Consider the following 15,689-nt stretch of genomic DNA (forward strand, 5'->3'; position numbering starts at 1 on the left):
AACCTGTGAATTTTAAAAAACAGGTAAATATAAACAGAAAGAGGTAAACTATAAAAGCGATTGCTTTTAATAGTTTACCTCTTTACTTTAAGCTTCTATTTTAAAAAGGGACTTTTTCAGTGCCCTCTAAAACTTCAGGTTATTGTTTTTTATCTGTGTATAGAGATCCGTTATATCTATATGGTGTGTTATATTGTATTTTGTTTTGATATTGGTGTCCAATTTAGTTTTTAAGACGTATACTAATTTACCAAAATAAACTCCATAAAAAAACCCAACTTTACATTTTTGGGTGTAAAATTGGGTGTTTATGCTTTAACTGATTAAGTATCAGTGTTTATTGCGGAGAAAGAGGGATTCGAACCCCCGGACCTGTTACAGTCAATAGTTTTCAAGACTACCGCAATCGACCACTCTGCCATTTCTCCAAGGTTATTCCTTTGGTCTAACTGAGTGCAAATATAGTTGCAAATACTGGGCTTTGCAAGGTTTTGAACGTAAAAATAAATAATTATCTACGTCTTTTTTATAAGTGCTTTATTATGTGTTTATTAATGGTGTGTGTGTTTAGTAATTATTTTTTTGGATTTACCTACTAAACCATTTTAAAGGTAGCCACAGCCAAATTTTTAGCAGAGATAAGCATATAGTAAAGAGCTTTAATAACTATAATTCGAATTATGTTATAGTAGAAGCGTACAATTATAGTTTATGATTTCAATAGATATTTTTTTAAATAGGAGTAAGGCTTATTTATTGTTTTGGGTTTATTATATAAGTTATGCTAACCACTTTTAAACTCCAGAGTCTAAGGGTTTGCTTTGCTAATAGACTGCCATATTTTTCTTGAATTATTAAAATGTCTGTAAAGGAGCGTACAAAATTTACCCAATTATTATTTTTGGAATCCTTTACTAGGAAGTAAAACCCAGGATCACCATATCTTTTGCCTGAACAATCTAAGATTAACTCTTTATTTTGTCCTACACTTGGTTTAAGAAGTACAGTTGCATTTCCCATTGGTAGGGGAAATACTGCTTTGATACAGGTCTTTTTGCCAGGCAATATGCAAGTTGTATATATTCCTGAATAGATAACTTGGCCACTATTTATTTTTTTTCTTAGCCAAATAGTATATTTAATTTCTTTGGTTTTTAAGTCTATTAATTGAATGATTTCGCTACTTAGTTTTTCTTGATCATTATTTTGTAATGGAATATTAAGTTGATCAATTCTTTTGCTGAAAAGGCGATTAACTATTAAACCGAAAAATCTAAAAAAAGGATTCCATTTAACTTCTAATGAAATATCAAACTTGGAGGTTTGTTCATAAAAATCAATTACTTTTTTGGATAAATTTTCTAACTGTTCTTGCTTTAAGTTCAATTGCTTAATTGTGCTAAACAGACCTAAGGAGGTTACATTTCTATTAATGGATAATTGTTCTTTCTTTGCTAATTGGTGGATAAATTCTTCCCCTATGCCATTTAATTCTCCAAAAGGACCATTTAGCCAGTTGTCTTGCAAAGCATTGTATCTACGACCTGTAGAAATTACCCATTGTTGTGTAAGTACATCTTGGAGGTTTTGTAAGCGGTAGGCTAAATTCATAATTAGATAGTTCTCTTGGGTAGGTAATCTTTTTTATCTTTCCATACCCCATGTTCTGAAATAGGTGAAAATCGAAGCGTAGTGAATTCAAAATGGAAATCTTTTCGATCTCTCTCTTTCATTGCCTTTGCATGGTCTTTAGGTTTATCTACTTTGGAATGTCCATGAACCATTTGTAACATTTCTTTTTGTGAGTTCCAGATCGAAAAAGTGGAGATTAGGTTAGGATAACGTATAGATGCTAAAGACAAAGTAGTAGCATAATGATCACGTACTAGTTTTTCTACAGGTCTGCCCCAACGTAAAAATCTAGGTATTTCTCTATATTTCATCCTAGCTAGAGTAATGGCAACCACTGGTTGATTATCCGTAGTTGTTTCCGTAGTTGTTTGTGGAATAACAAAGTTTGAAATTGCACCCCATTGTCTAATAAATTTTAGTTTTATATACCAAGATTTGGATAGTTTTTTACCAAATGCATGAGATTGTAGGAAGTTAGTGAACGAAGTTTCATCTTGCCATTGGGCAAACACCACAAGATTTGTTGAAAATAATCTTGTTGCAGAAAACACACTGGATCCTAGCTGCATAGCAGTCATAGTTTGTGAATGAATTAGTCCATCTATTTTAGATTTATTCAATGGAAAAAAGACGTTTTTTAAAGCCTGAAAAAAGGGTAGCTTTATTAAGTGGTAAGTAAATAAATAGGGACTGTTGCTTTGATTCATTAGGTGTACGTAGGTTCTTATATATTACACAACTCGGTAGAGGAAACAAACAAGCTAAGCCATGTTTTTAAAGTCCTACTTAAGAAGTGTATTGTATTAAATTACCACTAATATAGCTTTTTTTTGTAGGTTATAGATACAAAAATTTCTTGTTAGTTGCCTAATTAATACTAAAACTATAGTAAGGAGACCTATAAAACAATACCCTACTAGGGTCAATTTTTCCTACTAGGGTATTGTTATGGTTGTTTTCTATCACCTTTTCTATTTTAATAAGATATCCTTTAAATCTTGATAACTGCTAATTGGTGTGGCAATTTTTGGGTTTTCGTATAATTTCTGAAGTTCCTGTGGGATTTCTACCTCTATGTTTAAACATTCATTAATTACATTATCAAACTTAATTGGATGTGCTGTTTGTAAAAAGACTCCATGATAGTCTTTGTTAGATTTTTGGAACTTCTCTAGACCTAGAAAAGCAACTGCAGAATGTGGGTCTAATATTTGACCTGTTTTTTGATAGTGTTCTTTTATTTTTTGTTTTGTTTGTAGATCACTAAAACTATAAGCACTTACAGAGCTTTTTACTTCTATGTCTTGTTTTTCAAATAATTCCATTACTCTAATCCAGTTACTTGGGTCACTAACATCCATGGCATTGGAAATGGTAGGTTGTGTAGGGTTAGGTTTATACTGCCCATCTTCTAAATAACGAGTAATTGTGTTATTGGCATTTGTGCTAGCAACAAAATGATCTATAGGTAAGCCCATTTTTTTTGCTAATAACCCAGCGCATATATTCCCGAAATTTCCACTAGGAACACTAACCACTAAGGGCTTGTTTACCTGTTTTAACTCCTTATACATAATAAAGTAATAAAACATTTGACTTAGCCATCTAGATATATTAATAGAGTTTGCTGAAGTTAAATTTAGATCCTGAAACTCAGGATCTAAAAAAGCCTTTTTAACCATAGTCTGACATAAATCAAAATCACCTTCTACCTCTAGGGCTGTAATATTATGCCCTAGTGTTGTCAATTGTTTTTCTTGTAAGTCACTTACTTTTGCTTTTGGGTATAAAATAATTACCTCTACACCTTTTTGTTTATAGAATCCATGAGCAATTGCTCCACCTGTATCTCCTGAAGTAGCTACTAAAACGCGTATTTTCTGTTTGGAGTCTTTCACAAAATGCTTTAAACATCTAGACATAAATCCAGCGCCAACATCTTTAAAGGCTAGGGTAGGACCATGAAATAACTCTAGTGTATGACACTTTGGATCCACTGGTTTTACAGGTAGTGGAAAGCTTAATGTTTGTGCAACGATTTGCTCAAGAGTATCTTGGTCAATGTCTTTTCCTACAAAAGGTTGTATTACCTTTAGGGCTATCTGTTCATTGGAGTATTGTTCAATATTATCTATAAAGTCTTTATCCAAAGAAGGTATGCTTTGAGGAAAGAAAAGTCCTTTATCTTTAGCAAGTCCTAAAAGGACTGCCTCTTTAAAGCTTGCTTGAATATCTGGATTGTTTAGGCTATAGTATTTCATGGTAATTCTTTTATTCCTTGTTGGTTAATAGGGGATAGGTGTAAATTAAAATCTAGTTGTTTTTCACGGGCAATGTTTTGCATGGACTCGGCTACTTTTTGGGCTGTTTCTTGTGACTTACACAGGGCATATATAGATGGACCCGCTCCAGATATACCTGCTCCTAAAGCGCCATTTTCAAGGGCTTTTTCTTTGATTAAGTCATAAAACGGGATAAGCATAGAGCGTTTGTGTTCCACAAATTCATCTTTTAATGAGCTTTTAATTAACTCGTAATCCTTTGTGTATAATCCTGCTACAAACCCTGCTAGATTACCACATTGTATAGTAGCTTTTTTCAAAGAAACTTGCTGATGTATAACAGCTCTTGAATCCTTTGTTTTTAGTTCTATTAAAGGATGTAATACCACAAGGAATAAATCCTCTGGGCTAGGGATACTTATTACTTTTAAAGGGTCATAACTTTGAATTAAAGTAAAATTTCCAAGTAAAGCCGGAGATACATTATCGGCATGTTCAGCTCCACTTGCTAAAGCCTCTCCCTTCATAGCAAAAGCAATTAAGTCTTGTTTTTCTAAGGGATAACCACATAGAGCATTTAAAGCATATACTGCTCCGGCTGCAGAAGCAGCGCTTGAGCCTATACCGCTACCTGGCTTTATATTTTTCTCTATTGTAATTTCTATTCCAAAATCAGGTTGTAAATGTTCCATTAAGGCTAAAGCTGCCACTGATGCTACATTGCTTTGAGGATCAAGAGGTAAGTTAGCCCCAATAATCTCTTTAATGACCACTTTTTTCTCTGCTATTTTTTTCACGTGCATTACATCTGCAACATTGTCTAAACATGTTCCTAATACATCAAAACCACACGATAAATTGGCCACAGTTGCGGGGCATAATATTTTTATTTGTTCCATCTCTACACTAATTTGTTTCCAATTCTTATTACATCTGCAAACAATCCTGATGCAGTTACTTCTTTTCCTGCTCCAGCACCTTTTATAATTAAAGGCTCTGGGTTATACCTATTTGTAGACAATAGAATAATATTGTCTTTCCCCTCTAGATTGTAATAAGGCTCATGGATTGCTACTTGTTCTAGTTTTATTACTGCTTTTTGCTCTTCAAAAGTGGCCACTACTTTTAAACGAGCATTATTTTGTTGGGCTTTTAAATAAAGGTCTCTAAAGTAAGGCTCCTCTTGTTCTAAAGCCTGTATGAATTCTTCTACGCTTTTTGTATGTAAGCAACTCTGTGGTAAAAAGCTTTCAATTGCTATATCCTGTTGTTCTATGCTATAATTGGCCTCTCTTATTAAAATCATTATTTTTCTTTGGATGTCCACTCCGCTTAAATCCAAAAATGGATTTGGCTCTGTGTAGCCGTTATCTTTTGCCTTTTGTACTACTTTGGCAAAAGACTCTGTTGCATTATACTCATTGAAGATAAAGTTCAAACTTCCACTTAAGACTGCTTGAATTTTTAGTACTTTATCTCCAGAGGCAATCAGGTTTTTGATAGTATCTATAATAGGTAACCCTGCACCAACGTTTGTTTCATATAAAAAAGGAGCATTGTGTTTTTTAGACAGAGCTTTTAGTTCTTTATAATAGGCCATATCTAAGGAGTTAGCTATTTTGTTACAGGTAACAATAGCAATGCTGTTTTTTAAAAATTGCGGATAGCTAAGGGCAACTTCTTGATTGGCTGTATTATCTACAAATACGCTATTTCTAAGATTAAGGGATTTAATTCGCTCGATAAAGAGCTTCTGATCCATTTTTTGGTCATCTGAAAATGGATTTTTTATGTTTTCTTTGTTGAATCCATCTACATTAAAAGCCATTTTCTTAGAGTTTGCTAAACCTATAATGCGAACATTTATTTTGAAATTCTCTAATAAATAGTTCTGTTGTTTTAGGATTTGTTCTACAAAGTCATACCCTACATTTCCAAGCCCCATCACAAATAAATTCAGCTGCACGCTAGCTTGCTCGAAGAATTCTTCGTGTAATATGTTCAAAGATTGAAAGACATCCTTTTGATCAATTACCACAGAAATATTATTCTGAGAAGCTCCTTGAGCAATAGCGCATATATTAATGTTGTTACGACCTAAAGCACTAAACATTCTACCAGCTACCCCTGTGTTTTCTTTAATTTGGTTTCCTACTATTGCAACAATAGATTTGTCTTTTTCTATGCGTAGTGGCTTTACCTTTTTCTCTTTAATTTCTGTAGCAAATTCTACATTAATTAGAGCTTGAGCTTTTAAGGCATGTTTTTGTAAAATAGCAAAACATATCGAGTGTTCTGAAGAGGCTTGAGTGATAAAAATAACGTTGATATCCGCTTTACTTAATTGCTCAAATAAGCGCTTGGAAATGCCAGCTACTCCAACCATTCCTGGTCCCTCTAGAGTCAAAAGTGCTAAGTTGTCAATATTGGAAATCCCACTTATTTCATTGCAATTTAAAGACTTATCTTGGCTAACAATACTTGCTTTACCATAAGGGTCAAATGTGTTTTTGACCAGTAAAGGAATATTCTTATGTAAAAGAGGTATTAGTGCACTAGGGTATAAAACTTTGGCTCCAAAGTGAGATAACTCCATGGCTTGGTCAAAGCTTATGTGTGGTAAGATAGAGGCTTGTTTTACCATTGCGGGATTTGCAGTATAAATGCCATTTACATCTGTGTATATCTCTACATTTTCTACCATAAGAGCGCTACCTAAGATAGTTGCTGTGTAATCTGAACCGCCTCTTCCTAAAGTAGTTACTTGATTTTCATGGGATTTAGCGCAGAACCCTGGCATTAAGTAAATAGCATGGGAGTGAGAGCAGAAAAATCTTAGAATAAGCGCATTTGATTTCTCAAAGTCCACTTTAGCATTGGAGTATTTTGCATCTGTTTTGATCAAATCCCCACTATCTAAACAGATACTATCTTTATCCAATCCAACCAATACTTGGTTGATTAAGTAGGCGCTTAGGTTTTCTCCATAGGATAAAATTAGATCTTCTACTCTAGGGGATAATTCTTGCAAAAGAAAACATCCTTGAAGAATTGCCTCTAGATTATTTAACTCACATAAGATGTGACTCATAACACTAGGTTGAAGATTAACCGGAATTAATTCTTTAACTATTTCTAGGTGTTTTTGAGTAATATTTTGTAAGTCTTCTAGGTAAGAATTATCCTTATTACTTGCTTTTATACTGGCTATTTGTAATAAATCTGTCACTCCTTTTAGTGCGGAAACCACTACAACTACTGGTTTATCTATTTGTAAAATAATGTCTATACAACGTTTTATATTTTTTGCATTGGCTACCGAAGAGCCACCAAACTTTATAACTTTCATGATGTTTTTTTGTTAAATGAGTATAAGTAAAGATGTAATCTACTCACATTCAGCATGTAAGAGATTAATAATGCAGGCGTATAGGTATACGACCACATAATATGGCTATATGTAAAAAAATCCCCCTACTACGGGGTGGTGGTAGTTGTGGTTGACAATGTAGTTGTCAAAGAAAAGGTGGTTACAAAAAGAGTTGTAACATTATAGAAATAAGTAGCCGCATCACTGTTAGAAGTGATGTTCATAAATGGGTTATATGAATAATTATTGGCTCTCATTGTCCTGCGAAGATAGAAACTAATTTTAAATACAAACAAGTTTTTTTAACATTTTTCTTAAAATTAAATTTTATATCCTGTAGGAAAGTAGTGTAACTAACTTATATTCAATTAATTAGTTATTTTTAAAATAATGCGGTTTTTTAAGTTTAAAAAAGCAGTAGAATGCCTTAATGTCCTTGGTTTGTTTTATTATTTGCAGATATGCGCTTATTTGAGATAATAATTTCATAGAGATAGATAGCCTTTTGTCTAAGTTAAAAGGAATATTATAGTAGTTAAATTGCTTTTACTTCTTTCTGAAATTAACTATTTCTATGATCAAGCTCTGAAAACCTTTGTCTTTTAGTCCTGATTTTAGGACAGTGGTCCTTTTTACTTTTTCTATTAAAAGATAAATAAATACTCTTACCTATTAAAAGTATCATATGTTTTTTTAAACAATGAATGTCTAAAGGGAAATTTGAAAATTTATAGGTTGCTTAATCTCTATTGTAATGTTCTTTCTATGTCTAAATACAGCCTATAAGTTTTTGTATACACCTGTATAAGCATTATGGGTTAATGGTAATTATCAAGGAATACACGGCAGGATGAGGATATTTTCAAGAAATTACAGTAGTGTTATTATCAAAAAAGTGATGTTATTTGGTTTTGTCTTTCCATCTAGACCCTTAATAATAGGAAAAAGAATCGTGTAGGTTGGAGAGTTGAATCGTGTTCCCTTTTTATTTCAGGGGGTGGTGTTTTTTATTCTATAGTAATAGATTGTTTGCTGAAAAACACTTTACTGGTATTTATTTAGCTTGAGCGAAATGTTAATTTTACAAATTTTTTAATATAAAATGTTTTATTTATGTTAAATTACGTATATTTTCAATGTTGTTTAGAAGTGCGATGTTTTTTAGTGAATTGTTTATAGTAAATAAATACTATGTTTTATTTCTCCGCCACATTATGGAGGAGAATGTTTTAGAAGTTGTTTTATATATAGTGACATAAATTATGGAAAAGAGAATTATTTTATTTTTGTTAATGTTTTGTTCTTTAATGGGATTTAGTCAGTCAGGGATTAATACGGTTAATGTTAATCCTTTTGCTGCTTTACATATTGAATCTCTCCAAAGTAACCAAGGGGTGTTAATTCCTCGGCTAACTACTGCACAAAGAGATAGCGTTATTGTAAATGAACAAACCGAAGACGGTCTTACTATTTTTAATATAGATCAAGGATGTCTTAATTTTTGGAACAAAGACAGTAAAAGTTGGAAGAGTGTTTGTGGTGAACTGGGATTTAGTGAATTTACCATATTAGAACCTGTTACGGTTTATGGGCTTTATAGGTCCAAAATTAGTTTGGATAATAGCCATTTTGTACAATTTAAAGTCCAAGTAGATAAACCAGGCTCTTATGAATTATTGGCAATCAGTGATCAGGATAATGGTTATTCATACTTAATACAAGGAGATTTTCCAACAACAGGTGTTTTTAATATACAAATGCCAGCCCAAGGAACGCCAATTAATCCTACAGGAGAAACTAACTTGGATAAATTTACCATATATAATAATGGTAAGGCTAACAATGGGGCTGCGCCTGGGGTAACTTTTAATGTAGAGGTTGTGGATTCGAGTAAAAAACCGGCTTTTAAAATGCTGTGCGCTCAAGCAACTGTTCACGGCTTATATTACTATAATAGACCTACTACTGCTTCCAATTATATAGAGATCTCCTTAGAGGTAGATGCTTCGGTTAACAATGTAATAGGAGCTACCTATGAAATTACCTCCGACACAGTAGATGGGATAAGCTTTTTTGGTACTGGCAAAATTACATCTACTACTATGCGCGTTAGATTATATGCAAGTGGGATTCCAACTAGTTCTACTAATAAAATAATTACTTTAAAGAGTAATAGTCAAACTTCTAATGCAACATGTAGAGTTGAGGTGGTTATGACTATCCCAAAGAAAAGACTATTGAGTATAGGGGCAAGTGCAAGTGGTTTTGGTTATAATTTCGCTGGAAATGCTGCTAGTAATAAACTTATAACAAGTCAGATAAATTATGGTACCCAGGCCGATAGCAAGGTAGCTTTTGAAGGATGGGATGAAATTATTAATGGAGGTAATAATCCAACGGAGGCTGCACTTAGAGGATGGTTAACAGGTAGTAATCCAGTTGATATTGTAATTATTGGGTATTCTTGGATAATGCGTGAAGGCCATGCGGTTTTGCTTGCGGATTATATGAGACAAGGAGGGGTAGTATTGGCCTTTACCCAGGCCAATACAGGTTCAAAATGGCTGTTTAAACATGTCTTTGGACAAACAAATATTGGAGTAGTTAATGGCGCCGGACCTGGTGGTACTTATGTATTTAGCGGACTTAATGATCCAGTTCTTTTAGGGCCATTTGCAGACATAAGAGAGAAGTACTGGGGAGAAGATGCATCTATTACCAATATTGCAGTGGGTATCGATACTTCAGAAATATTTATTTATTCTAATCAATACAATACACAAGAGACAGAAAGTCAGAATAATCGCTACAGTAAAGGTGTGACTGCTTTTAGACATCGTAGTCTAAACTTTATTTGGGTAGGAGATGGAGGATTTAATTCCCATTCGCAAGGAAACAGCTCTAATATTATTTGTCCTTTTGTATTGAATAATAACAATTCTCCAGCAGTAAAAGCTACTTATGGTAGCGGATCAAGCAGCAGACGTGTTCCTGTTCATAATGCTTTTTTTACAGCAAATGCAATTGCATGGGCATTGAAGCAAACAGAAATTAATGGTATTAACTCAGGAAAATTCTAAAAATATGAAAATCAAGCAACTTATAAATAAATTTATTACAACACTATTTTTGTTTTTATTACTTCCAATTATAGGTTTTGCACAAACGGGAATACATACGCAAAATGTTAGTGAGAATGTAGTTTTGCAAATACATTCGCATGATAATAACAAAGGGCTTTTATTGCCGCGTTTAACAACAGCACAAAGGGATCAAATACCTATGACTTTGGAGCATAATGGAATGATGATTTTTAATTTAGATGAGTCTTGTATTAACTATTATATAGCTGGTAGTATGGAATGGCAAAGCGTTTGTGGTCAACCTGCAAATGCTGAATTTACCGTAACTAATTGTAATAACATTCAAGTAAGTGGGGTGTATACTCAAGAAGAAAGCCTTTTTAAGGACCATTTTATTACTTTAGAAGTTGAGGTGCAAAAGCCTGGAAGATATTCTATTGTAGCTTCTTCTAGTCCAGGGAATGGCTATTATTTCCAAACTAGTGGTAAGTTTTTAAATACAGGTAAGTTTACTATAGAAGTACCTGCATATGGTACACCTATCCTTGGGCAAGAAGATACCTTTGAGATCTTATTAAATGGACAGACTTCTAATGGAGGTGGTTCAGGGTGTAATTTTAAAGTAAATGTAGTGGATAAGGAACTTTTGCCTATGTACAGAATGGTATGTAATACAGCAGAAGTATTTGGAGCATATAAACTTCACCAACCATTAAATAACTCCAATTATATTAAGATTACTTTAGACGTAGAACCAGAGGCTATCGGTGCTATGTATGAGATACATACCGATGAGATTGAAGGTATTTCTTTTCATGGAAGTGGAGTGATTAATTCATATACTCAAGAGGTAATCCTTTATGGACAAGGTACTGCTTATTCAGTGGAGAATAAACGCTTTACTTTAACTAGTAATAGTCAGAAAACTTCTTTGACCTGTGCGGTTGATTTGAAAATGATTGTACCTGGAAAAAGGTTATTGACTATAGGTACGGGAAGAGATAGTTTTGGCTATAATTTTTCAGGTACAGCTGCGAGTAATAAGCTAATTACCGAGCCAAGAAATTATGGTACACTTGACAATAGTGTAGTATATTTTGAAGGATGGAAAGAGATAGTGGGTTGGGAGCCTTTGCAAGTATCAGAAAGGAATCTAACAGATGCTCTTTTAAGTTCTACTCCTTTTGATATTGTAATTCTAGGTTTTAGTTATTCGATGAATGAGGCAGAAGCTGCTGTATTGGCCGAGTATATTAAAAGAGGGGGAGTATTACTCTCCTACACAGAATCAACAGGCGGTATGGAAAGATTTATTCGCGCTTTAACTGGGGATCAAACCCTGAAGACAAACTCTGGAGGAGGAGCTGGAACGGTCTATCGTTTTACTTCTACAAATGATGATATTTTAAATGGACCTTTTGGTGATATACGAGGGAAGTACTGGGGGGAGGATGCCTCTGTAACGGTTGTTATTCCTAACCTTCCTCAAAGTGATTTTGAGATTTATTCAGGTAGTTTTAATTATAGTAGGAATACTGAATCTACCACTTTAGGAAGAGTTGGTGCTACCGCGTTTCGCCATAAGAGCTATAATTTCATTTGGGTAGGAGATGGAGGGTTTAACTCTAATAGAGTGGCACATTCTGCTACAATTTGTCCTTTTGAATTAGATAGTAATAATTATCCTATTAAAGATACTGCCTATGGAAATGGGTCTACTAAATTCGATGTGCATAATTCTATTTTTACGGCAAACGCGATTGCATGGGCTATTTATCAGTCAGAAGTAAATGGAATTAATAGTTCTATAGGTAAGTTTTAAGATTTTGAAAAAAAAAGAAAATATGAATAGAATTCTATATATAATTGTTGCTTTTTTGTTTTTTACAAATAGCTTCTCGCAAACGGGAATAAATACAACTAATGTATTGGAAAATGTTGCTTTGCAGGTGGATTCTTCTAATAAAGGTATCTTAATACCCCGATTAACCACTGCTCAAAGAGACGCAATTGACATTGATGTTAAGCCAATTAATGAGGGATTAATCATTTATAATACAGATGAAAAATGTATTAATTATTATAGTTGGAGTTTAAACCAATGGCAAAGTGTATGTGGTTATAATTCAAGAGCTATTTTTCAAGTCAACTGTAATAGTATACAAATTAATGGAAACTATAAAAGTGCTAACTCTTTAGATGATTCCCATTACATTGATGTAGTTGTGGAGGTAACTACCCCTGGAGTTTATGATATAGGTATACGTCCAAAGAATGAAAATGGATATTATTATGCTCTAAAAGGAGAATTTATAACAACTGGTACAATAAAACTTCGTTTACCTGGATCTGGTATACCTACCACAGCAAAAGTAGATGAGTTGGAGATTTTTACTAATGGAACCCCACAAATACCTACTTGTTCTATAAGTTTGACAGTGTTAGATGGAAGTATCACCTCTGATTTTGCGATGGATTGTGGCTCAATAAAGGTAAATGGCTTGTACCAAGTAGATCAACTATTAGATGCTAGTCACACCATTGAGTTTTATATTGATGTGCAAAGTAGTGCTATAGGTGGGGTGTATGAGTTTTCAACTACAACCATTGGAGGAATAAACTTTAGTGGTAGTGGAACCTTAACTCAATCTAGACAGTTGATTACTCTACAAGGTAAGGGAAGACCCAATAAGCCCCAAGACATTGCTTTAGTGCTTAGTTCTAATAGTACATCACAAGCGAAAACTTGTTCCTTTGAGGTGACAGTGGCTAAATTAAAGAAGAAAATTCTTCTCTATGGAGATAGCTCAAAGGCTAATAACATCACTAATACTTCCTCCTTAGGGCATTTATTGTTAACTTCTGAGAACAACTTTGGTCTTTTAAGCTCTAGTACAGTTAAGTTTGAAGGTTGGGAGATAGTAAATGGTAATGGTAATTATGATTTTACTGGTAATTTATCAAAAGCAAATAATCCACCGGATATTGTTTTTATCCATGGAAATGTGCCAAATACTCCTGCAAATCTAGATGCTATTACTCAATATTTATTTGATAATGGAGTGGTTATTTATATAACTAATGAGAGAGATTTTTTAGTTAACTTGACTTCAAGATTAACTAGCTTTTCAAACTTAACGCCTGCTGTAAGTGCTGCACAGAATTCTAGTGTATACAGTTTTCCAAATTACGCTATCACTCCACTAAATGGAAAATTTGCAAAACTTGCTTCAAAACATTGGGGAACTCAAGGAGACCTTACTAAACTACTAATAGCAGAATTGCCAGATTTTTATAATTTTTCCACACAAGTGGATGAGTCTGTATATGTTGCACCAGTACCAGATCCACCGACACCTCCAGAGGATCAAGATCCAAGTCAAGATCAAGGTAACTCAGCACCAGAATCTAATTTACCGGCATATATGAGCATGTATCTAAATAAACAGTATAATTTATTCTGGATTGGACAAGAAGACTTTATTTCAAGTCCACAGGGTGGCGTAACTCAGGCATTTGCATTAGATGCTCAAAATCGTCCAATTTCTCAAAGCAATTTTGGTCATGATGTTAAATTTGAAGTCTATAACTCTGCTTTCTTAGCCAATCTGATCCAATGGGCTATAGAGGAGTCTGAAAAAAATGGAATTAATAAATAGTATTTTAAAGACAAGAGTCCCTTACTTTGGTAGGGGACTCTTATTTTTTATAACATAAACTCTATGGGATACTCGACCACTCCACTAATGTCTTTTAAAGTATTAGGTTGTAGTTCTATCACCATACAATTTTCTTTAGGTACATCAAATGGTAGGCTAATATTATGTAAATGACATAATTGGTATCCAAATCTAGGGTAGTAGTTTTCATGACCAAGTAGAATAATACAGGAAAAACCCATCTCCTTGGCCTTTTGATGAGCTGCCTCTATAAGAGCTTTACCTACTCCTAAGGCTTGGTATTTTGGCAATACAGCTACAGGGGCTAGAGCTAAAGCTTCAAAGCTATTATTTGAACTATTAACCTTTATCTTTGACAATAGGATATATCCAAGAATCTCATTGTCTTTTCTAGCAATTAAAGAAAGCTCGGGTATATGATCTTTACTATTGATTAGTCTTTCTACCAAAAATTGTTCTTTATGATCACTCATTACCTCTTTTTCGAAGGCTTGCTGGATTAAGTGATACACTTGACTATACTCTTTTGGAGTGCATTTTTCTATGGTACAATTCATGTGTTTTAATTTTCACAAAGATACTTCTTTACTTGCAAAAAAATATAGAGTTTAAGCAACTTAGTTGAAAAGGATTACCAGTCAATTTTAGTTGATAAATTGTACTTTAACTTTTGTAATGTTCTTAAAAGGGAGTGTAACACGAACTGTGTTATCTCCCATATATAACATATTTAAATAAGAAACATATATTGGCTGTGTCTAATAGAGTTTAATACCAAATTAAAATTTATTTGATAAACTCAGATATTGCCTTTCTATTTTGTAAAGTATATTTAAATGGTTTTGTTGATTTATCTTCAACCAATAAACCTAAACACTTTATCTTCTTTACCATATACATAATGTATATAATCAGCGACATGCGATCTTACTGTTACGTATCTTTCATGCGTTCCAATAGCGTATTCTTTAAGATACGAGTTTAAAGATTTCATCGTTATGCTTTTGGAATTCTTCTAAAACTTTTGCCTTACTAGTTTCTTTGCCTTGGATATAATCGATAAGCACAAAAGTAGTAATAGGCTATTTATTGCTTAAGAGTTCTACTTTGTAGTTGGTAATCTTAGATATGATTGTATCTAAGATGTAGTTTAGTGTTTTAGCATCTTCTTTAGGGCCATTAGCACGACCTGCTTTTTGGTTCCATCTTTTGATATCCCATTTATAACTAAGAGAAGTCTCTTTGCCAACACCATCTACTGTGATTCTAAGATAAACACCTCTTAAATCACTTTTCTCTCTATTGGATTTAAGAAAGGGATTAATTGACAACTGTTTTTCTAAGCTAATTCAACTGTTTTTAACTATGAATAAATGTCGAATTAAAACACCTAAAATCACAGTATAAAACTCTCTGGCACCCTTTGACGTCTGGGTTTGCTAAGTTAAAAGATGCGCATCACTTGAGTGCCTTTTTTTGTGCACCGAATCCGAATAATTTTAGGTGCACTTTTGAGGATCAGGTACAAAACTTGGGGAGGAAAAGATAAAATAATATCTTTGTGTTATGATGGACAGCAAAGAATTACTAAAATTAATCCTACCAGAGTACTTGGTAGAGCATTTCAATATTACTAAAGTAG

The 15,689-nt window shown here is 33.5% G+C and carries 10 protein-coding genes and 1 tRNA gene; 3 read left to right on the plus strand and 8 right to left on the minus strand.

Annotation, left to right across the window (positions count from 1 at the left end; all coding sequences use genetic code 11):
• Positions 1-343: 343 nt before the first annotated feature.
• The 6 genes from ACYSNX_RS11880 to thrA all read right to left on the minus strand — a co-directional run bounded on the left by ACYSNX_RS11880 (position 344) and on the right by thrA (position 7,263).
• Positions 344-428 (minus strand) — tRNA-Ser (locus tag ACYSNX_RS11880).
• A 325-nt stretch (positions 429-753) separates the two neighbouring features.
• On the minus strand, positions 754-1,611 hold the full coding sequence (locus ACYSNX_RS11885; RefSeq protein ID WP_461754888.1) for a hypothetical protein: 858 nt from the start codon (positions 1,609-1,611) through the stop codon (positions 754-756).
• A gap of 2 nt (positions 1,612-1,613) precedes the next feature.
• Positions 1,614-2,252 (minus strand): hypothetical protein, encoded by a 639-nt coding sequence (locus ACYSNX_RS11890; protein ID WP_461754889.1) that lies wholly within the window; start codon positions 2,250-2,252, stop codon positions 1,614-1,616.
• A gap of 351 nt (positions 2,253-2,603) precedes the next feature.
• A complete protein-coding gene (gene thrC / locus ACYSNX_RS11895; protein WP_461754890.1) occupies positions 2,604-3,893 on the minus strand; it encodes a threonine synthase in 1,290 nt (429 codons plus the stop codon).
• Positions 3,890-4,813: a homoserine kinase gene (locus tag ACYSNX_RS11900; RefSeq protein ID WP_461754891.1), complete on the minus strand. Its 924-nt coding sequence runs from the start codon at positions 4,811-4,813 to the stop codon at positions 3,890-3,892. The genes thrC and ACYSNX_RS11900 overlap by 4 nt, the downstream gene beginning before the upstream one ends.
• A 2-nt stretch (positions 4,814-4,815) precedes the next feature.
• A complete protein-coding gene (gene thrA, locus ACYSNX_RS11905) occupies positions 4,816-7,263 on the minus strand; it encodes a bifunctional aspartate kinase/homoserine dehydrogenase I (protein ID WP_461754892.1) in 2,448 nt (815 codons plus the stop codon).
• 1,283 nt (positions 7,264-8,546) lie between these two features.
• Here thrA and ACYSNX_RS11910 point away from each other — a divergent pair.
• Genes ACYSNX_RS11910 through ACYSNX_RS11920 form a run of 3 tightly spaced genes read left to right on the plus strand, consistent with a single transcriptional unit; the run spans position 8,547 to position 14,026 of the window.
• Entirely contained in the window at positions 8,547-10,364 is a 1,818-nt protein-coding gene (locus ACYSNX_RS11910; protein ID WP_461754893.1) for a hypothetical protein, read from the plus strand.
• Between the two features lie 4 nt (positions 10,365-10,368).
• A complete protein-coding gene (locus ACYSNX_RS11915) occupies positions 10,369-12,189 on the plus strand; it encodes a hypothetical protein (protein WP_461754894.1) in 1,821 nt (606 codons plus the stop codon).
• 22 nt (positions 12,190-12,211) lie between these two features.
• Positions 12,212-14,026, plus strand: a complete 1,815-nt coding sequence (locus tag ACYSNX_RS11920) for a hypothetical protein (RefSeq protein ID WP_461754895.1) — start codon at positions 12,212-12,214, stop codon at positions 14,024-14,026.
• Positions 14,027-14,073: 47 nt separating this feature from the next.
• Here the strand turns inward: ACYSNX_RS11920 and ACYSNX_RS11925 are convergent, their stop codons facing one another.
• Positions 14,074-14,604, minus strand: coding sequence for a GNAT family N-acetyltransferase (locus ACYSNX_RS11925; RefSeq protein WP_461754896.1), 531 nt, complete (start codon positions 14,602-14,604; stop codon positions 14,074-14,076).
• A 525-nt stretch (positions 14,605-15,129) separates the two neighbouring features.
• Positions 15,130-15,378: an Arm DNA-binding domain-containing protein gene (locus tag ACYSNX_RS11930; RefSeq protein WP_461754897.1), complete on the minus strand. Its 249-nt coding sequence runs from the start codon at positions 15,376-15,378 to the stop codon at positions 15,130-15,132.
• Between the last annotated feature and the right edge of the window lie 311 nt (positions 15,379-15,689).

This window comes from Myroides sp. LJL115, from assembly GCF_054871665.1.